Origin of the sequence: Bacillus sp. FSL R5-0512, assembly GCF_038593295.1 — a bacterium.
GTDB lineage: Bacteria > Bacillota > Bacilli > Bacillales > Bacillaceae > Bacillus > Bacillus safensis.
Genome location: NZ_CP151982.1, coordinates 365293 through 390122, shown reverse-complemented (window position 1 = coordinate 390122; position 24830 = coordinate 365293). Strand labels below are relative to the sequence as shown.

Sequence of the window (24830 nt, the reverse complement as noted above, 5' to 3'; positions counted from 1 at the left end):
CTTTTTTATGATTCATCTCGTGTTGTTAAGTCAATTTCTCCTCAAGCATGTCAAAAATGTCGTCCATTTCATCCATTTCAAGGTCAGCCGCAGAGAAGTCACTTGGCGTAAATTCCCGTTCTTGCTGCGCTAAGCAATGAGTGATGATGGATTGAATTTTCCCCTTCAACAATGCCATGAACTGCTGTATCGTCTGTTCTTCATATTCACTTGCACAATAGGAACAAGATAAAATGAATCGATTTTGTTGAACAAGACCACTAAGGTTCAGCTTATAAACAGCTTCCGAATCAGGGCTTGCCTGTCGTCCCATATCATAAGTCGACGGCCCAAAGAGTTCTGTCGTCACTTCCTGATCAATCTGTCCAAGATAGTTCAAGCTGATTGCAGGATGTACGTGCCGTCCTGACGGTTCAGCGGCTGTCATGTATTTTAAGATCCCGTAGCCAATTCCTTTATTTGGCACACGCCGCAGCATTTCTTTCGTTCCTTTAATAGCATCAGCTATGGTCTGGTCCGGCTTCGCTTCAAGAACAACTGGATACATACTCGTAAACCAGCCAATCGTGCGAGAGACATCCAGCCCTGATAAAATATCCTCTCTACCATGACCTTCAAGCTGCACATGTACATGGGACTCACCTGTCCACTCTTGAACAGCAAGACCGAGAGCACATAAAAGAATATCGTTCATTTCCGTAGTGTACGGCAGATGAATATCGGTCAAAAGATGTTCAGTTTCTGTTTCTGTCAGCTGCATTTGAACCGATTTGGTTTCGGCAACTTTTCTTTTCGTCACTTCATGATCCACAGGTAATGCGGTTAATGGTTTGCTTTCAATTTCTGCCCAATACTCCTGCTGACTTTTTAAAGGCTGTGACTGTGCATAACGTTCAATGGCCTCTGCCCATTCTTTAAAGGAATGAGTTTTCAGCGGCAGGACAAGCTTTTGTCCCTGAACTGCCTGCTGATATAGAGACATAAAGTCCTCTAGTAAAATCCGGCATGAGACACCGTCAATGACTAAATGGTGTGTCACGATGAGTAAATGATCGCCATCTTCTGCATGGAAACAAATCACTTTCATTAACGGACCTGTTTCGAGGTTCAGCTGACGCTGATACTCATTGGCATATGTGGAAACAGCCTTTTTCACGTCGTGCTCTTTTGAGACATCATGAGAAATAATCGCCAGCGGTTCCATGAGCTCCCGCTGGTTGTATTGCAGGATGCCGCCATGTTCCTGCTTGTATACCATACGCAGTGCATCATGATGTGAAAACAGTTTTTTCATGACTTGTTCTGTAATGGAAAGGTCAAATCCATTTGGTGCATGAAGCATCATCGAGAGATTCCAATGGTGCTGATCGCTGAATGCTCGTTCAAAGAACCAGCGTTGAATCGGTGTTAAAATGACTTCTCCTTCGACAGGTGATTGGTCGGCTGTGAGAAGATCGGCTTCTTCGATATATGGGCGCAGCTCCGCAATCGTTGGATACTGGAATAGAAGTTTCATATCGAGCTTCCAGCCCGCTTGCGTGAGTCTGCTTGCCATTTGGATGCCTTTAATGGAATCTCCGCCAAGGAAGAAGAAGTGATCGTGGATGCCGACTTGGCTGACGCCAAGGACATCTTCCCAAATGCCGCAAAGCAGCGTTTCCACTTCATCTCTTGGTGCTTCGTATACCGTTTGATTCGCTTCGATATCAGGTGCTGGCAATGCTTTGAGATCGACTTTTCCATTGGCCGTCATTGGAAATTGATCTAGTTTTATGATCCATGATGGCACCATGTATTCTGGTAACGTGCGTTTTAGGCTTTCTTTAAAGTTCTCTGTATCTGTATCGTTCTTCGTGATTACGTAAGCGGCAAGGGCGTCGTGATCACCCGCATCTTTGACCGTTGTCACGACGGCTTCTTTGACCGAATCCAGCGTCAGGAGCTGCGCTTCAATTTCTGACAGTTCAATCCGGAAGCCGCGGATATTGACCTGATGGTCTATTCTGCCGAGATAGATCAGCTCACCATCCTCTGTCCATTTCACTAGATCGCCTGTGCGGTACATGCGCTCGCCTGGATAAAATGGATCTGGGACAAATCGTTTGTCTGTTTCCTCTGGAAGATTCCAGTAGCCTCTTGCCAGTCCTTTTCCTGCAATGACGAGCTCACCGGGTACGCCTGGCGGCGACAGGTCGTATAAAGAATCCATGATGTAAAAACGTGTATTGGCAATGGCTGTTCCAATCGGAATCGTGCCTTGATCTGGATTGATGACTCCGCTTGTCGCTACGACTGTATTTTCAGTCGGACCGTAGTTATTCACGAGTTTGTATGGAACAGGCTTTACCTGTTTCAGCTTATCTCCGCCTGTTAGTAAATAACGCAGAGAATGGTTGTCCATTGACATAAACTGCTCGCATAGCTGGGTCGGCAGGAAGGCAATGGTGATGCCTTTTTCATTGAAATAAGCATTGAGCTTGATCATATCGAGGCGAATCGCTTCGTCGATAATGTGCAGCTCTGCGCCAGCGATCCACGTCGGGAACATCTCCCAAATGGAGGCGTCAAAGCCAAAGCCGGCATATTTCGCAGTTCGATCGTCTTTCGTCACTTGGAACGCATCATTGTGCCAAAATGCAAGATTTACAAGGGACTGGTGCTCAACCATGACACCCTTCGGCTGTCCCGTCGTCCCAGACGTGTAAATCATATAAGCGAGATTCGTTGGTTTGACATGAACCTGAATCTCATGAGCTTCTCCTTCTACCGCATCTTCTATGAACAACACTTGACCTGTGAATGAAGATGGTGCAGTGAGCCCTTTTTGCATCAGAAGTACCTCTGCCCCGCAGTCTTCCAGCATGTAGGCAATACGCTGCGCTGGATAATCTGCATCAATCGGAACAAATGCCGCACCTGCCTTGAGGACACCAAGGACAGCGGCTGTCATATCAAGAGATGGGCGGGTGAGAATACCGACGCGGTCTCCTGGTTTTGTGCCGTTTGCGATAAGTCTTGAAGCGACTGTATTCGCCCGATGGTTCAGCTCATCATACGTCCAGCTCGTTCCGCAGAAGGTTGCCGCTTTTTGGTGCGGTGCTTCAAGCGCCTTAGCCTCAATCAGGGCATGAACGGTTTGATCTAACGGGACGTCTAGGGCAGGTCCTGACCATTCATTGATCAGCTCTCGTTTTCCTTCTTCAGTTATGAGAGATAGCGCTGAAATTGGCTGATTCAGCTTAGCCAGCATATCGTCTATGATTTTTTCAATATACATGCTCCAGCGCTGAATGGTGCTCTTTTTAAACAGGGCCGCCGCATACTCAAAGCGCAAGCCCACTTGGTCATTTTCTTCAAATACACCGAGGGTTATATCAAATTTTGCATGAACGGTATCTTGCTGCTTTTGCGACAGCTTGAGTCCATTCAAATCCGGTAACGTCAGGTCACGGTCATCTGTTGTCAGCATGACACTAAACAATGGATTGCGGCTCGTGTCTTTCGGAAGATCTAACTGAGCCACCAATTCCTCAAACGGGAATTCTTGATGTTCATAGGCTGACAGGCTGCGATCTTTCATTTTTTCAAGCAGCTGCGCTGTCGTTTCTTCTGGCTGCACTTCGTTTCGAAGAGCCAGTGTATTGACAAACATGCCTGGAACCCGCTCGATTGAAGCATGCGTACGTCCTGCGGTCACTGCGCCTATGACGATATCTGTCTGCCCAGTTAACTTGGAAAGGAAAATGGCAAATGCCGTTTGCATCACCATGTTCAAGCTCACACCTTTTTCCGCCATGAGCGTTTTGATGGACTGCACCTTTTCAGCAGACAACCATCTATCGACTCGCCCTCCTTCAAATGACTGAACTTGAGGACGCGGAAAATCAAGGGGCAGTGCTAAGTCTTCCGGCGGCTGTGCATATTGCTCCAGCCAATACTGCCGCTGTTTCTTAAGCAGCGCCTGCTGCTTTTCTTCCTGCTGCCATACCGCAAAATCCTTGTAATGCAGCTGAACTGGCGGTAACGTCTTTTTCTCATACAGCTCTGCGAGTTCTTGAATGAGCAGACTGCGTGTGACACCATCTGCAATGATATGGTGCATATCCATCATAAATACATATTTCTCATCAGAAAGCTTCGCCACTTTTGCCCTCATTAATGGTGCTTGATGTAATGAGAATGGTGTAATGAATGACTCGACGACAGACTGCTCCTGATCGCCCTCTATTTCATCAACCTCTAATGTAAACGGTACTTGGCGATAGACCTTTTGAACGGGTACGCCGTCAATTTCTACAAAGGCTGTCCGAAGTGATTCATGTCTGTCGATCAAGGCTTGAAGCGCTGCTTCCAGCTGCTTCACATCAAGGCTGCCTTCCATCATTAACACGGCTGGCATATGATAAGTGACTGCTTCTGGATGCAGCTGCTGCAGGACATACATCCGCTTTTGAGCAGAAGAGACAGGATAGAAATCTTGCTTTTCCGCCGGCTGAATGGATGTCACCACTGAAGAATCCGTTTCTTCCAAGTAGGCTGCCATCGCCCGTATGGTTGGCTTTTCAAAAAGGACTTTGAGCGGCACATGCTTGTTCAGCTTCGCTTGCACCTTCGAAATGAGCACCATGCCCTTGAGGGAATGACCTCCCAATTCAAAGAAATGGTCAAGAACGCCCATTTGTTCAACTCCAAGAACTTCTGACCAAATGTCACACAGCGCCCGCTCAAGTTCCGTTTCTGGTGCCACATGCGCCGTACGGTTCATATGCACCTCATGCGGAAGCGGCAGAGACTTCGCATCCACCTTTCCGTTTTGGGTGAGTGGAATGTGATCGACTTTCACAAAATACGTTGGAATCATATAATCCGGCAGTGTCTCCGCAAGATTTTCTCTAAACGTCAGTGTTCCAATGTGTTCAGGCGCTGTGTAATAGAGTGCAAGCTCCGGCAACCCGGACAGGTGCAGGACTTTTACATAGACTTCTTGAATAGATGCCAGTGCACGTGCGGCATGCTCAATTTCCTGTTTCTCAATGCGATAGCCGCGGATTTTCACTTGGTCATCGACTCTTCCAAGAAACTCAATATCTCCATTTGCATGCTGTCTGACCAAATCCCCTGTGCGATACATTCTCTCTTGAGGATCATATGGATTTTCAAGAAAACGTTCCGCTGTTAATTCAGGCTGATTCAAATATCCTCTCGACACGCCTTCTCCAGATATATAAAGCTCTCCCGGCGCGCCATAAGGGACAAGGCGCTGCTGCTGATTGCATACGAGCGCTCTTGTGTGAGCAATTGGCTGCCCGATCAAAGATCGTTCCTTCAAAGCGTCCAGCTCTTGCGTTGTGATCAGCTTGGTCACTGTACCAATGGTTGTCTCAGTCGGACCGTAATGGTTCATGACTGCCACGCATGGATGCTGCATCATAAATGTCTCAACATCCTCAGGGATCACCGGTTCTCCTCCAAGTACCACCAGGCGTAAAGCGTCAAATGAATGTTCCTTAGAATCTGCCATCATATGAAACAGGGATGGTGTCATTTTGATATAAGTCAGCTCTTGTTCATCAATCAACCGCATCAGACGTACAGGGTCTGTATACACGTCTTCACGAGGAACATAGAGTGTCCCCCCTGCTTTTAAAACAGGGAAAATGCTTGTGTAACCAAGATCATATGCATAAGAAGAAAGCAGTGCCGTCCGATCACATTCCTGCAAGGTCACCTCATTTATCAGCCAGCTGACATAGTGTGATAGATTACGATGCGTGAGCTGTACACCCTTCGGCTTCCCCGTTGTCCCAGATGTGTAAATCACATAAGCAAGCTGATCAACCGATACTTCCGGCAATTCTAGTGGATGGCTTTGATGCACTGCTTGTTCAACCTGCACCACTTGAATCGACTTATGATTTTGATAGGAATCTGCTAGAGACTCATTTGTCACGATGACTTGTGCACCTGAATCCTCTAATGTGTAGCGGATTCGTTCAGCCGGAAAGGCTGGATCAATCGGAACAAACGCTCCTCCTGCTTTCATCACACCGAGCATAGAGACGATGACATAGACAGAGCGGTCAAGAATCAGTGCCACAGTTTGTTCTTTCTCTACGCCTCGTTTTTTAAGCTCACAGCTAAGTGCATATGACATATCCTCAAGCTCGCGGTAGGTGAGTTTTCTTTGATCATCCATGACGGCGATAGCATCCGGTGTTTCCTTCGCCTGACGCGAAAATTGGACATGGAATGGCTCATGACGATTCGTTTGCCCTTCGCCTTTTTTCTCCAAACGTTCTATTTGTTCATGCTGATCCAGTATATGGAGCAAGCCGATCTGTTCCTCTGGATGATGAACCGCCTCACGAATAATCGCCAGGAGGTGAGTTCCGAACCTGCGGACGGTCTCTTCTTTAAATAACGCCACTGCATAGTCAAAGCTCAGCTTTAATGCTCCCTCGCGTTCAAATGCTTCTAAAGATAGATCAAATTTGACCGAGTGATGCTGAATGGCATAAGGCGAAATGTGCAGATCGCCAAGCTTTAGCGCCGGTACCTCCATGGTCTGCATGTTAAATGACACGCTAAAAAGCGGGCTCCGAGTTGTATCACGGTCTAATGGAAGATGTGCAATTAACTCTTCGAGCGGATAGCTTTGATGTGCAAAAGCGTCAACACTTGTTTCTTTTATTTCTTCAAGCAGCTGTAAAAATGTTTTGGTTTGTTCTGGTTTTCCGCGCATCGCAATGGTGTTGATAAACATCCCCGGCATGTCCTGGATATCAGGGTGTGTCCGTCCAGCAACAGGCGAACCCACAATGATATCTTCCTGCCCGCTATAGGAGGCAAGAAGCACTTGAAAGGCAGATAACAAGAACATATACATGGTCGTATCGGTTTTCTGAAGCAGTTCATGAATGCGCTGAGTCGTTGCTTGATCACAGCCAAACATGAATCGTTCTCCAGTAAAATCACGTTCCGCTGGACGCGGATAATCAGTTGGCAGCTCTAAAACCGGTAAATCTCCTTCAAATTGCTTCAGCCAATACGCTTCATGCTCCTTCTGTTTCTCCGTTTCTTCTTCACTTAGCTGCCAGACAGCGTAATCTTTATAATGAAGGGCTCGTTCAGCAAGAGCTTCTCCATCGTAGGCCTTCGCCAAATCTTGAATGAATGTCTTCATGGAGCTGCCATCTGTAATGAGATGATGTGCTTCCAAGACGAGAAGATGACGATGCTCACTGACTTTCAGCAGCTGAGCTCGCAAAAGGGGTGCTGCTGTTAAATCAAATGGCGATTGACGTTCAGTAAGAAATGCCTCCGCCTCTTCTTCCTTGATGTGATGAACAGGAAGGTCAAATTCAGTCCATTCATGCACCCTTTGGACAATGTCTTCCCCGTTCATATGAAAGCTCGTTCTTAAGATTTCATGTGTTTGGATTAACTGATTAAATGCTGATTTGAGCCGCTGATATTCGAGTGTTCCTTCAAGCGTTAAGACGATCGGAATATGATAATTCGTGCTGTCAGGTTCAAGTGTCTGCAAAATATATAAACGGCGCTGAGCTGGTGATACCGGATATTCGTCCGCCTGCTCTGCTGGCAAAATAGGATGTCCGGCTTCTTCTTGACCATCCTGATCGATGTAAGCCGCTAATGAGCGAATCGTCGGCTTCTCGAAAATCACTTGAATCGGCACTTCCTTTTGAAGCACTTCTTGAACCTTTGCAGACATCATCATCGCTTTGAGCGAGTGCCCGCCAGCCATGAAGAAATGCTCGTCTACCCCAACCGTTTTCCCAAGAAGCTCCTCCCAAATGTCAGCGAGTGCCTTTTCTGTCTCAGTCTCAGGCAGAATGATTTTGATCTCCTCGCGATGCACTTCGTCAGGCTTAGGTAAAGCTTTTCGATCTACCTTCCCGTTCGATGTCAGTGCAAAGGTATCCAGCTTCATCACATGGTGCGGCACCATATAAGCTGGCAGTTTTTGATTGAATACATCTCGTACCTCTTCTTCTGTCAGTGACCCTGTGAAGTAAGCGATGATTTCCTTTTCATCTGAAGAAAGCTGCTGAACAAGTACAACTGCTTCATCTATCCCCGCTTCTTGGTGAAGCACTGATTCAATTTCACCAAGCTCTATACGGAAGCCACGAATTTTCACCTGATCATCGGCACGGCCGAGGAATTCAATCTGACCATCTGCACCATATCTAGCCAAGTCCCCAGTTCGATACATCCGTCCTGACGGCTTAAAAGGATCTGCCATGAATACTTGATCAGTCAAATCTGGACGTTTGATGTACCCTCTTGAAACACCATCTCCGCCCACATACAGCTCTCCTGGCGCTCCAATCGGCTGCAGTCTTTGATAGTCATCTAAAATATAAGCTGACGTATGATTGATCGGCTGACCAATTGGGATCGGACCCGTTTCATCTCCTCTTACTTCGTAAATGGTCGAGATGGTTGTATTTTCAGTTGGGCCATAGACATTCAGCAAGGTAATTGACGGATGCTGCTTTTTCACAAGCTCCGCACTTTTCACATTGATCACATCACCGCCGGTGAATAATGTTTTTAACCCTTTGAACATTTGCGGCCGCTGCTGAGCGAGCTGATTAAATAAACCAGTCGTTAAAAAGAGCGCTGTGATCTGATGTGTTTGGATAAATTGTTCGAACCGGTGAATATCCAATAAAGTATCACGGTCAACAGGATAAAGCGTCGCCCCATTCAGAAGCGTAGTGAAGATTTCAAGGGTAATCGCATCAAAGCTGACAGCTCCTGTATGCGCCATACGATCCGACGTGTTCAAGCCTATTTTTTCCTGAGAGCATGCTAACCTCACAATATGCTGATGCTCAATTTGAACTCCTTTTGGCCGTCCAGTTGATCCCGATGTGAACATGATATATGCCAATTGAGATGGAGACGTCTCGACTGATAACTCCACTTGTGAGTGATGAGACAAGCCGGTCACACAAACAGCTTTGATGCTTTCATCAACTGGCGGCTGGCTGTCAGCATAGAGCAAAATGGATACACCGCTGTCTTCAAGCATCCAACGGATTCTCTCCTCAGGCTGAGCAGGATCAATCGGTACATAAGCAGCCCCTGCATGTAAAATGGCCAAAATAGAGATCACCGCATCTGCTGACCGGTTCATATATACCGCCACAGCATCCCCCGGCTGAACGCCTTTTTTAACAAGACTGCTGGCTAAACGACGGATTTCCTGTCCAAGCTCTTCGTATGTGAATGTTCGCTCGCCTTCGACTAATGCCGGATGGTCAGGCTGCGCCTTGATACGTTCATCGAGCAGCTCAGGAATGGACAGATGCTTCGGATAATCTCGCTCCGTCTGGTTCCATGCTTCAATTTGCTGCTTTTCTTCTTCTGTAATACATGTCACTTCATGAAGACGTACGTCAGGATTGTGAATGATTTGCTTCATGAGATTGGTCAGATGTTTGGATATGTTTTCAATGACCTTTTCTTCAAAAGCCATCGCATTGTATTTGAATGTCAATGTCCACGTTTCACCAGGATAGACAAGGACATTGAGATCGAAATTCGTTTGTTCAAATCCGTCCTTTACATCAATGGCAAAACCGAGACGTGCAGACATGGTGTCACCAGACAGCTCTTGATCTAAAGGATAGTTTTCAAATCCAACCAAATGATCAAAGAGCTTTCCTCCAGCAACTGTTTTCTGCTGAATGTCATAAAGCGGCATAAAATCATAGTTTTCCGCTTCCAGTGCATGCTGCTGAACCGTTTGAAACAGCTGTTTAAAGGTCTGCTCCTGATCTAATGTCACTCGAACAGGTATCGTATTAATAAACAGCCCTGCCATCCGCTCAATCCCAGACACACTTGGAGGTCTGCCTGATACGACTGTTCCGAATGTGACATCATCTGCTGCATGATAGGTGCCTAAAAGAACGGACCAGACAGCCTGAAAAAGGTTCGGGGCTGTCACTTGGCATTGTCTTGCCGCATCTTGAATGGCTTGTACGGTTTGAGCGTCCCATGTAAACGTCCATTCCTGATGGTCATATTGTCCGTTCGCTTCTTTTTGCTGCAGCAGCCCTTGGTGCTGAACAGCACCATCCAGCCGCTCCTTCCAATAGTCTTCCGCTTCTTGTTTGTTTTGCTTTCCAAGCCACTGGATATAGTCCGCATAAGGCTTACCTTGTGAGCGATCCGGCGTTCGGCCGTTCCGATAAGATTCATAGTAATGAAACAGTTTTTTCATCAACACACCCATGGACCAACCATCCATAATAATGTGATGGTTGCTCCAAATCAGGTGCCAGTTTGTTTCATTTAATTGAAAAACAGCGACTTTCAACAACAGATCATTCGTTAAGTGAAATCCTTGCTTTCTCACTTGCTTTTTATATTGATCCAATACCTTTTTCTGCTCTTGATGATTCAGATGAGATAGATCTTCTCTATACACATTTAAATGACGTTCAGCCAGTACAACCTGACGAGGCTTTTGTAATTGCTGATAGACAAAGGCTGTACGCAGAATGTCATATGTCCGTACGAGTTCATTGAGACTCTTTTCAAAAAGATCGAGATCAAAATCTCCGCTTATTCCAAGCTCAAGCTGTGTGAAATAAGAGGAGGAATTAGGGTCTAGCATGGCATGATACAGCATGCCCTCTTGCATTGGTGTTAAAGGATATACCTTTTGAATTTTCTGCTTGCTCATAAGTCCACCTCTTCATTTTTGCTTAAAATAGATCCATTAGCTTTTCAAGTTCGTCCATGGTGAGATCCTCATCCCCCACATCACTAGGTGTGATCTGACTCTCATCCTGTGATAGACAATGTGAGATCAGTGCCTTCACATTCTTTTCTAAGAGTTCCTTGAACTGTTCGATCGTACGTTCTTCGAATTCAAGGTGATGATAGGAAATCGTCACATGGAGCATTGCTTGTTCTACGAAACCAACAATATCCAGCGCATGAGGTTTCTCAGATTCAGGGCTCAGCGATTGTCCTGCATGCCATGGAGAACGCCTCAATTCACCGCCGCCGATCTGTTCATCAAACTGACCAAGATAGTTAAAGCTGATATCTGGTGTGACTTGAAAATCGATATCGTCCTTCATCTTGTCAGGTGTTAAGTATTTTAAAACGCCATAGCCGATGCCCTTGTTCGGAATGTGTCTGAGTTCCTCTTTTAAATACTTGATCTGATAAGAAAGATCTTCTGCATGCGACATATCCAATAACACAGGATACATACTAGTAAACCAGCCGATGGTCCGTGATACATTGACTGCAGGAAGGATGTCCTCTCTCCCGTGTCCTTCAAGATGAATAAAGTGCCTGTCTTCACCTGTCCACTCTTTCATGGACAACCCTAATGCCGTCAGCAAAATATCATTGATTTCTGTTTGATAGGCTTCATGTACATCCGTCAACAGACTGCGTGTTTCCTCTTCAGACAATGTAAAACGAATGGTCTGTGTATGAAGCATTCGTTGATCCTCCGTGACATGATCCTTTTGAAGTGGAGGAACGGAATGCGCAAGCACCTTTTTCCAATAATCTCTTTCCGATAGCAGCTCATCTGACACAGCGTATTCAGTCAGCTTCTGGGCATATTCTTGGAAGGAGTGTGTTTTTTCAGGAAGGGTAAGAGTTTCCCCGCGCTTCGACTGTTCATAAAGAGCCATGAAATCTTCAAGGAAAATGCGCCATGACACACCATCAATGACAAGATGGTGTACAGCCAGCAATAAATGATCCCCTTGATCCGTTCGGAAAATGGCAGGTCTCACTAAAGGCCCGTCTGCTAGCGATATACTCGCCTGCACTTCATTTGCCAGCTTTTCTACCTGCTGGATTTGCTGCGACAGCTCTCCTGTTACTTCCACCACATCAATTGCCACATTATTTTCCTCGATTCCTCGATGACGCTGGATGACGCGCCCTTCTTCGAGCGGATACACCATTCGCAAGGCATCATGATGAATCATGAGCTGTTCCAGTACTTGCTGAACGTTTTTCTCATTTAAACCATTTGGCGCATGAAGCATCATCGATTGGTTCCAATGGTGCTGATTCGTAAAGTTTCGTTCAAAGAACCAGCGTTGAATCGGTGTTAAAATGACTTCTCCTTCGACAGGTGATTGGTCGGCTGTGAGAAGATCGGCTTCTTCAATATATGGGCGAAGCTCCGCAATCGTTGGGTACTGGAATAGAAGTTTCATATCGAGCTTCCAGCCTGCTTGCGTGAGTCTGCTTGCCATTTGGATGCCTTTAATCGAATCTCCGCCAAGGAAGAAGAAGTGATCGTGGATGCCGACTTGGCTGACGCCAAGGACATCTTCCCAAATGCCGCAAAGCAGCGTTTCCACTTCATCTCTTGGTGCTTCGTATACCGTTTGGTTCGCTTCGATATCAGGTGCTGGCAATGCTTTGAGATCGACTTTTCCATTGGCCGTCATTGGAAATTGATCTAGTTTTATGATCCATGATGGCACCATGTATTCTGGTAACGTGCGTTTTAGGCTTTCTTTTAAGTTCTCTGTATCTGTATCGTTCTTCGTGATTACGTAAGCGGCAAGGGCGTCCTGATCACCCGCATCTTTGACCGTTGTCACGACGGCTTCTTTGACCGAATCCAGCGTCAGGAGCTGCGCTTCAATTTCTGACAGTTCAATCCGGAAGCCCCGAATGTTGACCTGATGGTCTATTCTGCCGAGATAGATCAGCTCGCCATCCTCTGTCCATTTCACTAAATCCCCTGTGCGATACATGCGCTCGCCTGGATAAAATGGATCTGGGACAAATCGTTTGTCTGTTTCCTCTGGAAGATTCCAGTAGCCTCTAGCTAGCCCTTTTCCTGCAATGACGAGCTCACCGGGTACGCCTGGCGGCGACAGGTCGTATAAAGAACCCATGATGTAGAAACGTGTATTGGCAATGGCTGTTCCAATCGGAATCGTGCCTTGATCTGGATTGATGACTCCGCTTGTCGCTACGACTGTATTTTCAGTCGGACCGTAGTTATTCACTAGTTTGTATGAAACTGGCTTTACCTGTTTCAGCTTATCTCCGCCTGTTAGTAAATAACGCAGAGAATGGTTGTCCATTGACATAAACTGCTCGCATAGCTGGGTCGGCAGGAAGGCAATGGTGATGTCTTCTTTATTGAAATACGCATTGAGCTTGATCATATCAAGGCGAATCGCTTCGTCGATAATGTGCAGCTCTGCGCCGGCGATCCACGTCGGGAACATCTCCCAAATGGAGGCGTCAAAGCCAAAGCCGGCATATTTCGCAGTTCGATCGTCTTTCGTCACTTGGAACGCATCATTGTGCCAAAATGCAAGATTCACAAGGGACTGGTGCTCAACCATGACACCCTTCGGCTGTCCTGTCGTCCCAGACGTGTAAATCATATAAGCGAGATCCGTTGGTTTGATATGAACCTGAATCTCGTGAGCTTCTCCTTCTACCGCATCTTCTATGAACAACACATGACCTGTAAAGGAAGGTGGTGCAGTAAGTCCTTTTTGCATTAGAAGTACCTCTGCCCCGCAGTCTTCCAGCATGTAGGCAATACGCTGCGCTGGATAGTCTGCATCAATTGGAACGAATGCCGCACCTGCCTTGAGAACGCCAAGAACAGCTGCCGTCATATCAAGGGACGGACGGGTGAGAATGCCGACGCGGTCTCCTGGTTTTGTGCCGTTTGCGATGAGTCTTGAAGCGACTGTATTCGCCCGATGGTTCAGCTCATCATACGTCCAGCTCGTTCCGCAGAAGACCACTGCTTTTTGGTGCGGTGCTTCTTGTGCCTTAGCCTCAATCAAGGCATGAACGGTTTGATCTGACGGGACGTCTAGAACAGGACCTGACCATTCGTTCAGCTGTTTTTGCTGCTGCTGTGGTGACAATAATCGCATTTGATCTAACGATTGATCTGGTGCTGACACCATTTGTTCCAGCAAATGAAGGAAATATTCTTTCCACTTTTCAATTGACGTCTTTTGAAAGATAGAACAATTAAAATCAAACACGAGCTCAATTTGATCTGCGGATTCGTTTCCAGTTAAGGTCAAATCAAATTTGGCGATCTTCTCTTCGAATGGCTGTGGAACAATGTGAAGCCCATCCATTGATAAATCACGAATATCCGCATTTTCCATTGAGAATACCACGTCAAAAATTGGATGGCGGCTTGTATCTCGAACCGTTTGCACCTGATCTACCAATTCTTCAAATGGGTACAGCTGATGCTCGTTTGCCTCTAACACAAGCTGATGAACATTTGACGCAAATTCAGCAGCTGTCTGATGTCCTGCTGGTCTTGTTCTAAGTGCCAGCGTGTTCACAAACATGCCGATCACAGATTGAATATCAGGATGGGTTCTGCCAACAACCGGAGAACCAATGATGATATCCTCTTGTCTTGAAAGCTTGCTTAAAAGAATACTGTAGCTAGCAAGCAGGACTGTATAGGTCGTACTGTTGAGCGCTCTAACGAGTTCGTCCAATTTCGCTTTAAGCGAACCTTCGATTGTAAATGAGACACGATCTCCTGCGAATGTTTGCACTTTTGGCCTTGGCAGGTCTTCCGGCAGTGCCAGTACAGGCAGTTCCCCTTCTAATTGATCCAGCCAGAATGCCTCTTCAGCTGCTTTTTGCGCAGCAGATGCCTCACTTTTTGACCAAACTGCATAATCCTTATATTGAACAGGTAATTCCTCTAGTTTGTCTCCCCGATACAAGGCTGATAGCTCCTCAATTAAAATGCCAACAGACGCACCATCTGAAATGATATGATGCATATCAATCAGTAAATAATGGACATTTACGGAAACGGAAACTAGCCCTATTCTGAGTAAAGGCGCTTTTTCTACATCAAATGGCCTGATAAAGTCATTCATTAATTCCTGTATGTCTCGGCCGTTCTGTTCAATTTTTTCAATGTCTATAGAGACATTTGTTTCAATACGTTGAACAGGTTCATTCTCAACAAAATCAAAGCTCGTTCGGAAAGCTTCATGACGTTGGACTAGCTGATCAATTGCCTTTTCAAATCGTTTTTCATCAAAGGCGCCTTCTAGCTTTAAGGCAGCCGGCATATGATAGCTTTGCTCCGCATCAGTCATTTTCTCCAAAACAAACAGTCTTTTCTGAGCAGATGTCACTGGATAATAGGCCGCCTCTTTGGCAACTTCTACTCGCTTGATCTCCGTTTGATCCGCTTGATCAACTGCAAGGGCGAACGCTTCTAATGTCGGGGATTCAAATAAAGACTTCAAAGAGAGCTCCACCTGCATCTCTTCATACAGCCTATTCAGCATTTTCATGCCGCGCAGCGAATGGCCCCCGCATTCAAAGAAATGATCGTGCCTGCCGATTCGCGGCACTTCAAGAACTTCCTCCCAAATGTTCGCCAGCAGACGCTCTGTTTCTGTTTGAGGAGAGGTGTATTCATTTGCCCCCTGCTCACTGAGATTAGGTGCCGGCAGCGCCCGCCTATCGACCTTGCCATTATTCGTCAAAGGAAGCTCGTCTAATGGCATGAAAAATGCCGGCATCATATATACAGGCAGTTCACGTCCTGCTTGCTCGCGCAAATCAGTTAATGAGACAGATCCTTCTGCTGTGAAATACGCACATAACGTGTCATTCGGAGCAGCAATGACGACAGCTTCCTTCACCTGAGGATGCTGCAGCAGCTGGTGTTCAATTTCCCCAAGCTCGATACGCTGTCCGCGAATCTTCACTTGATGATCGATCCGTCCAATGAATTCAATATCTCCATTCGGCAGCCAGCGTGCAAGATCGCCCGTTTTATACATGGTTTCTTCAGGGCGGAAAGGATTGTTGACAAACTTTTCGCTTGTTAGTTCTGGCTGCTTATAATATCCTTTCACCAGTCCATCACCAGCGACACATAGCTCTCCCGCCACGCCCGGCGGCTGAACATGTCCAAACTCATCTACAATATAAACAGCCGTTTGACTCACTGGCTTTCCGATTGGGATGGATAACGCCTGCTTCTCAATATGATTCACAGGATAATATGTGGTGAAAATTGTGCTCTCAGAAGGTCCGTACATATGAACAAGCTTGTCTTTCCCAACTGTCTCAAGTGCAGTCACTACATGAGGCACAGAAGCACGTTCTCCGCCAAACAGCACTTTTCTTACGTTTTTCAGGCTGTCTTTTTTCATATCGATGAGTAAGTGAAAAAGAGCTGTCGTGATCATTAAAATACTGACTTTTTCCTTCTCAATCGCTCCAGAAAGCTCATTCATGTTTAAAATATGATCCTTTGGCAGAACAATGAGTTTCGCTCCGTTTAATAATGCACCAAACACATCAAACATAAAGGCATCAAATACATAGTTTGAGAGGCTCATCACCGTGTCTTCATGAAGAATGGTGAGATAATTCGATTGCTTCACCGTTCTCAAAATGTTCCGGTGTGTCACCATATTTCCTTTAGGCTTACCGGTTGTACCAGATGTATAGGTCAAATTCGCTAAGTCCTCAGGTGAAATATGAACATCTATAGGGCTGTCTGACTGCTGAGTAATCGCTTGATCTTCTGTTTCTATGATGGTTCCCTCAAATGCAGTGAGCACCGAACGTTGGCGCAGCACTTGATGTGTCAGTAAGAATTGTGCACCGCTGTCTGTTAAAAAGTGCTTCACGCGCTCATCAGGGAAATCGGGGTCAATTGGTACATAGACACCGCCCGCCTTAAGCACAGCCAGAACAGAGAGCACCATTTCATTGGATCGTTCAAAGAATAAGGCCGCTTTCATCCCTTTTTCAAAACCATTTTCACGCAAATAATGAGCCAGCTGATTCACTCGGTCATTCAGCTCTTGATAAGAAAGAACCACATCTTCACATTGCAATGCAGGCTGATGACCATGCTGCTGCACCTGTTTTTCAAACTGCGTCACAATGGTTTCTTCTGCTGGATAAGGCGAAGGTATCGGATTCCACCTATTTAACTGAGCTTCTGCTTCTTGTTCAGACAGTAATCGATAGGATTGAATAGCTTCCTGCGGCGCTTGAACCATCTGCTCCAGCAGATAAATATAATGTTTCATCATCTGCTCTGCCGTACTTCGTTTAAATAGAGCCGTACTGTAATCAAGTACAAAGGATAAACCTTGATCGGACTCCATCGCTTGCAGTGTTAAATCAAATTTCGCAATATGGAAATTGGTTTCTTCAACCTCGACCAGCATGTCTCCAATATGCTGAGCTGCTCCATGATCCGGCGCGAGTGTAAAGACGGTGTCAAACAATGGATGACGGCTAAAATCTCTTGGCACATTCAGCTTTTCAAGCAGCCGTTCAAATGGATATTGCTGATGCTCAAATGCCTGCATCGTCTTTTCCTTTACTTGCTCAATCAACTGAGACATGGTTCCATTCGGATCTACCTCCGACCGCAAAGCAAGTGTCTGGACAAACATACCGATCATGTCATTCAAATCTGTATGCACACGCCCTGAAGCCGGTGTTCCGACCACGAATTCCTTTTGACCCGTATATTTCGCAAGCAATGTATAGTAAGCAGAAAGCAAGACCGTATACAGTGTCGTGTGATGGTTTGCTGCAAGCTCCTGTAATTGATTCTTTAACACTTCATCTATTTCTTTGATGACACGATCCCCTGCGAAAGACTGGACAGCTGGACGCTGATAATCGGTCAGCAGCTGTAAAGCCGGAATATCGCCCGAAAATTCTTGCAGCCAAAATGCCTCTTCTTTTTGAAAGCCTTGGTGCTGCTGCCAAACAGCATAATCTTGATATTGAAGCTTCAATGGTGCTTTAACCAAGCCCTCGTAAGCATCTGACAGCTCACGCAGCATTAAATCGATCGAAAGACCATCTGAAATCAAATGATGCATATCGAAAAAGAGCAAATGCTCCTGATCTTGCAATGACTGCAAACCAATTCGAAGAAGCGGCGCACACTCAAGATCAAAAGGTCTGACAAATTGCTGCATGTTTTCTTCCATCGTACCGCCTGTCAGCTGTTCTATTTGAAAGGACACTGATGAAACGATCCGCTGACGAGGAACACCTTTTATCGTATGAAAAGAAGTACGCAGCATATCATGACGTGTGATCAGTCTGTTAAAAGCTTCAGTCAGCTTCTCAAGCTGCAGAGTTCCTTTTAACCTCACAACAGCAGGCATATGATATGCAGTGCTTTGCTCCAATTGACTCACCATGTAGACGCGCTGCTGTGGAGGCGACAATGGATAATGATCAGCATCCGGCGCTTTTGGTATCACCGTTACAGAAGACTTTTCTGCCTGCTCAATATAAGCAGCCAAAGCAGCAATCGTCTGCTGTTCAAATAAAACGGACAGCGGCACCTCCACTTGCAAGTCTCGCTGAACCTGTGTAAGTACGGTCATCGCTTTGAGCGAATGCCCGCCTCGATCGAAGAAAGAATCATATACACCGATCTCCTCTTGATCAAGAATGTCTTCCCACAAATGAACAAGCTTCGTTTCTATATCGGTTCTAGGTGCCGTATAAACAGCATGAACCGCTCTATCACCTTTTAACGCAGCAAGTGCACGACGGTCGACTTTGCCGCTGACTGTGAGTGGAAAAGCATCGAGTTCTTTGAAATAAAGCGGCATCATGTAAGCTGGAAGCTGATGTTTGATAGCCGCTTGCAGCATGTCAACAGACACACCTTTTTGACGAGCTTGATAGTAAGCACTTAACGCCTTTTCCCCATCCGCTTCATCAACCACTAACACGACAGCCTTATCAACTCCATCTACCTGCTCCATCACAGCTTCAATCTCGCCTGTTTCTATCCGGTAACCCCTTATTTTCACTTGATCGTCCATTCTGCCAAGATAATCAATCGTGCCATCCGGAAGCCATCTGACTAGATCCCCCGTTCGATACATCCGCTCATGCGGAAAAAACGGATCTGCTGTGAATACCTTCTCCGTCAATTCAGGCTGATTCACATAGCCTCGCCCAACACCTATACCGGCAATGCACAGTTCTCCAGCAGCCCCATGCAGCTGTAATTGATCATGTTCATTTAAAATATAAACACGATGATGACCAAGCGGTTTTCCAATCGACACATAGCGCTGTTCAGTTGGTTCACTCAGCTCACTGAGATCTAGACGATGCACCGCCGCATCCACACACGTCTCAGTTGGACCATACACATTCCACAGAGTAAAATCAGGCTGACTCATACGAACTGCTTCGATGAGTGAACGTGCTGCTTTCGCAGGCAGCGCTTCTCCCCCAATCAGCATGTGCGTCAATGACATCCCGTCCAAATCCGCAGCAAGTAAAAGCTGTACATGCGCCGGTGTTCCATCTGCCGCTTCAATTTGATTTTTTCTGTAATAAGCCGCTAGCTGCATGCCATTTCTCGTCGTTTCTCGCGGGATGATATGAAGCGTATGTCCAAATAAAAGGGCAGCAAAGATTTGTTTGACCGATGCATCGAAATGGAATGGGGCTAGAAGCGCCATTTGTAGCTCATTCGCCCCTTGATACATCTCATGATGCAAAGCATGGACCAAATGATGAAGCTGAAGATGCTCAATCATGACGCCCTTCGGCTTTCCAGTCGTACCCGATGTATAAATCATGTAGGCTAAATCATCCGGCGCCGTCTGTTCTACGAGCTCAGGCAGCTGTCCACCATCTAATAATATTTGCTGCTGCACGATTAATTTTTCCGAGAGGGCTGGGTACTCTTGAATGAAAGATTCATCTGTTAACACAATAGAAGCACCTGAATCCTCCACAATAAATTGAATGCGCTCCTCAGGTAATGCCGGATCAATTGGTACATATGCCCCGCCAGCCTTTAGTATGCCGAAGACTGCTACCATGGCATCTGTCTTCCGCTCCATCAAAACAGCAACAGGCACATCACGTGAGATACCTTTCATTTGTAAAAAACGAGCCAGCTTTTCTGCCTGTTGTTGCAGCTCTCCATAAGTAATTGTTCCATTTTCTGCTACAACGGCTGTCCGGTCTGCATATTTGTTGGCTGTCTCATCAAACAGGTGATGAACCGGTTTTGCTGCTGGCCTTTCAAACGATTCTCCTTCAGATAATTGCAGCAGCTCCTTTTGTTCACCTGCTGAAAGTAAAGGCAGTGTCCCGATCAGCTGATCAGGCTGAGAGACGGCCGCTTCTAGTAATATCAAGAATCGATCAAACATCTTACTCATTTCTTCTTCTGTGAATACATCTGTACGGTAATCCAAATCAATGGTCAATGTATCAGTATCCCAGCGGTCTTTCACATGTATTGAAATATCATTCATTCCGCTCCCGCTAAAAATCGGTTCAGTAATGAACGACAGATTCTCTTTTTTCTGCCACTGCATCACCTGATACTCTAAAGAAATATCAAAAAGGCGTCCTGTAAACCCTTCTCTTTCCCGCAAATCATTCATGAGCAGATTGTAAGGGTACTTTTGGTGACGTAATATCTTCATTTGATCCGCCATAACCTGCTTTACGAAATCAAGAAACGATTGCGACCCTTGAACAGATGCACGCATTGGAATCGTGGATACAAACATCCCAATCATCTTTTTTTCTTTGGCATTCGTCCGGTTGCCCATAAAGGTTCCAAGAACGACATCTTCCATACCGCTAAAACGATGTAAGTAAATATAGACAGTGGACATAAACATTGAAAGCATGCTGACTTTCTGCTCTTCACAAAAGACACGAAGCTTCTCTTTTAAAGAATCTGGAACATCCCCTGAAAATCGCTCCGCATGTAAACTCATCTCGTATCCCTTATGCGGTTTTAACGATGCGAAGTCTGGAATATGAGCAAATTGCTCATTCCAAAAAGCTTGGTCTTTTTGAAAACGTTTAGAAGATTCATAGGTCTGCTCACTCATGATGTGATCAACGAAGGAAATCTCCTCAACTGGCGAGATGTCTACTCCTTGCAGCATGTCATGATATAAGTCAATAATGCGATTTCCCATTAAAATGATGGAAATACCATCCGCGACAATATGATGTGCTTTACAGAACAGCCAGCACTCTTGATCACTGATTTGAAACACCGTAAATTCAATCAAGGGGCTGTCAATCAATGGCATTGGCTCACGAATCTGCTCGTTTGCCCAAGCCCTTACCTCCTCTACACTCCAGCCCTTTTCCATGCGAATCGGCTGTTTTTCATAAGGTTTGATATATTGAACAGGCTCCTCTTCTTCATCTCGATACACGAGCCTCAGCCGAAGAGAGTCAGTTTGTCGAATGTACGCTTGAAGCACATCGACGACCAAAGAAGGATCGAGACCAGATGCTGATCTCAACCTGGCGAATCCACCCAAATTAGAAATACTTGTACCTGGATAAAATCTTTCCGTGTAGAATACTCGCTTTTGCGCATGTGTTAAGGGGTAATAAACTGTATTCATTCTCATCCTCCGCCTCTTCTATGTTTTCTCCACCAATTTCACCCTGCACCCTCTATATCAAAAGAACCAAGTCTATTTCATTAAAATAGACGGTTTAACAGAAAAGGAGCCCACCCCGAATAAAACGGAGGGACTCCCATTTTCATTCGGTAGCCTGCCGACCTTAGCAAAAAAAGAATCATTTACCTTAGGACATGGCTTTGCGTCTCTATGTTTCCATAGATTTGCCTTTTTCTTCTTTTCTTTTAGATATTTTCTATTTACGTCCACTTTATATGAAAATATTGTTTTTTTCACCGAAAAATGGGTGTAAAGATTCATGCGTCATACCGAAGGGATCCCATGATAATTGACGATATTTACCGAAAATAACTAATAATAGTTGCGTTCAACCGAAAATAATCGACTAAATACCGCAAAAATTTCATATTTTCCCTTAAATTTTGAAAATATGACCGAAAATGTAGGATAGAGGTCTCCTTGCGTTCCCCGCAAATTCTTAAATCTTAAGAACTATATTCCCTAAAAAAATGAATTTTTTTTACTGTAAAAACAACAAAAAAAGAGCTGTCATTTCAAATGACAACTCCTTGTTTCTTCATTATACTTACATCACCTTAGACAGACCAATCGTTTTCTCAATAATGAGCAGCGCAATGATAGAAATGATAATAAATATGACAGATATCGCATTGACACTCGGATCAAAGGTCTGCTCAATGTAATAAAAGGTCCTGACGGGGATTGTAATGGTTTGAGGAGAGGAAACGAACAAACTGATCGATATTTCCCCAAATGACGTCACAGCTGAAAACACCCCGCCTGCAATGATTCCCGGCTTAATCAAAGGCAATGTGACTCGAAAAAACGTGCGAATGGGTCCTGCGCCAAGATTCATTGAAGCCAGCTCAAGCCGCGGATCTAAATTCGAAACACTCACGCCTACCGTTCGAACCACATAGGGAAAACCAATGATGACGTGACCAATGACGAGCGCCCACAAAGACCCTGTAAAGCCCATAGCCGTAAACAAGTAAAGCATCGCAATCCCTAACACCACCTGAGGAATCATGAGAGGTGACAGAATGAAAGCTTGGACAGCCTCCTTTCCCTTAAAGGAAAGCCTTGCTAAAGCATACGAAGCCATTGTCCCTAAAAGAACCGTGAGAGGCGTCACGATGAACAGCAGAATCACACTGATCCGAAGAGATTCCATCCATTCTGGATTTGACACGACCTCATGAAACCAGCGAACAGAGAACGAAGTCGGTGGAAATTCAGGAAAGGCATTTGGACTAAAAGCAGATAGGACGATCACAAGAACAGGTATGGTTAAAAAAAGATAAACCAATGACCCAGCAGTCCAAATCAGGATGGAAAGCAAGCGGTCACCTATTGACTTTTTACGCATGCATCCTCGCCTCCCAACGCTTCAATAAATAGCTTAATAGACTGACTACCACAAGCACACAAACCAATAATGTAAAGGACATAGCTGCAGCAAGAGGCAGATTATACACCTGCATGACCTGCTGATAAATTGACAGCGGCAGCAGCGGCTGCATCCGTCCGCCGACTAACAGCGGGGTGATATAACTTCCTGCTGCCAGTGAGAAGACGATGATTGCGCCAGTTACCATGCCTGGAATGGTCAGTGGTAAGGTGACATGAAAAAAGGTTCGAATCCGGCCAGCTCCAAGACTCATAGAAGCCGGTCTTAAGTGACGATCCATATCGGTTAAGCTTGTTGCGATCGGCAGTACTGCAAATGGCAGCATGACTTGGACATAGGCAATAATGACCGCATTCATATTCCACAGCATCGAGAGCGGCTTTTCAATTACATGTAAATCTAGTAACATGCCATTGATCAGACCATTTTGCGAAAGAAGAACAATCCATGCAAATGTCCGAATCACAACACTTGTCAAAAGCGGCGACACAAGTAGGATATAGAAAAATGCCCGCAGACGCGGATTAGGTGCTTTGACGAGCACGTATGCTGCGGGGTATGCCATCAATAAACAAATCACCGTTGTCTGCAAAGCCACCCACACAGTACTTCCAATCGCCTTTACATATGCATCTGTCGTGAACACATGAATATATTGAGAAAAGCTATACGTTTGTAATGTATTCATCATCGAATCGACATCGCGAAAACTGAGAACGAGCATCATCACCAGAGGAGCTAGTAAAAATACTATAAGAAACAAACAGGCTGGCAGCAGCATAAACCAATGAAATCGTTGATTCTTTTTCTTGATTCGCATCACGTATGCACCTTCGAATCTAAGAAAACGATATCTTCAGGCTGCCAATGGATATGGACGGTTTCTCCAACTTCAGGCAGCTCGGGAAATGCCGCATCAGAAGCATGGACAATAATTTCACCATGATCAAGTCCCACAACCAAACGTAATGAATGCCCAATATAACTCACATCTGACAGCACGCCTGATACATGGTTCGGCTTTACTTCCTCCCGCTCAGAAGAGATGCTGATTCTTTCAGGACGCAGCATAAGCAGTTGCTTTTCCCTCTTCTCTTGATGTGCCGCAGCCTGCAGCTGAAGATGCTGACCGTTTGAATGGGTTATATGCGGAACTGTAAATACCGCATCAGCTTCATTGTACACGGCCTCAAAGATGTTCACCTGTCCGATGAATTCAGCTACAAATCGATTGTTTGGCTGGCGGTACACCTCTAAAGGCGTCCCAATCTGCTGAATTCTTCCCTCTCCTAAAATTCCAACCCGATCAGAAAGGCTTAAGGCTTCCTCTTGATCATGTGTCACAAGAATGGTTGTAATCCCGACATTCCTTTGAATTTTTCGCAGCTCTGTCTGCATGTTTTTTCTTAGTTTGGCATCTAGGTTGCTGAGCGGTTCATCAAGAAGGAGAACAGACGGCTGAATCGCCAGCGCTCTTGCAATCGCTACCCGCTGCTGTTGACCACCGCTTAATTGGTGGGGCATCCGTTTCGCAAATGCCTCTAATTGAACAAGAGACAAGCTTTCCATTACCTTCTCTTTAATTTCCGCCTTCTTTTTCTTTTGAACCTTTAGCCCGTACGCCACATTATCAAATACAGTCAGATGTGGAAAAAGTGCATAGCTTTGAAAGACCATACCTGTTTTTCTTTGGTAAGGCGGCAAAGCTGTCACATCCTGATCGCCAATATAGACGACGCCTTTTGTTGGTTCTAAAAAACCGCCAATGATGTTTAATAATGTTGATTTTCCGCAGCCGCTAGGACCAAGAAGGGAGAAAAACTCTCCCTCATTCACCGTAAGACTGACATCGTTGAGAGCAATCTGCTCACCGAAGTGCTGACTGATGTGTTCTAAATGAATTCCACTCATGCGAT

5 protein-coding genes and 1 riboswitch are annotated in these 24830 nt (G+C 45.5%); all 5 genes read right to left on the bottom strand.

What is annotated here, in order from left to right:
* Nucleotides 1–25: 25 nt before the first annotated feature.
* Entirely contained in the window at nt 26–10726 is a 10701-nt protein-coding gene (locus NSQ25_RS01960; RefSeq protein WP_326136069.1) for a non-ribosomal peptide synthetase, read from the bottom strand.
* Nucleotides 10727–10748: 22 nt separating this feature from the next.
* Nucleotides 10749–21461 (bottom strand): non-ribosomal peptide synthetase, encoded by a 10713-nt coding sequence (locus tag NSQ25_RS01955; RefSeq protein ID WP_326136070.1) that lies wholly within the window; start codon nt 21459–21461, stop codon nt 10749–10751.
* A 145-nt stretch (nt 21462–21606) separates the two neighbouring features.
* Nucleotides 21607–21700, bottom strand: a riboswitch (cyclic di-GMP riboswitch).
* Nucleotides 21701–22068: 368 nt separating this feature from the next.
* On the bottom strand, nt 22069–22872 hold the full coding sequence (locus tag NSQ25_RS01950) for an ABC transporter permease (protein WP_326136071.1): 804 nt from the start codon (nt 22870–22872) through the stop codon (nt 22069–22071).
* Nucleotides 22865–23734 carry an ABC transporter permease gene (locus tag NSQ25_RS01945; protein WP_034283317.1) on the bottom strand — a complete coding sequence of 290 codons (870 nt, stop codon included), beginning with the start codon at nt 23732–23734 and terminating at the stop codon, nt 22865–22867. Before NSQ25_RS01945 ends, NSQ25_RS01950 begins: the two co-directional genes overlap by 8 nt.
* Nucleotides 23734–24825, bottom strand: coding sequence for an ABC transporter ATP-binding protein (locus NSQ25_RS01940; RefSeq protein WP_214755599.1), 1092 nt, complete (start codon nt 24823–24825; stop codon nt 23734–23736). Before NSQ25_RS01940 ends, NSQ25_RS01945 begins: the two co-directional genes overlap by 1 nt.
* Between the last annotated feature and the right edge of the window lie 5 nt (nt 24826–24830).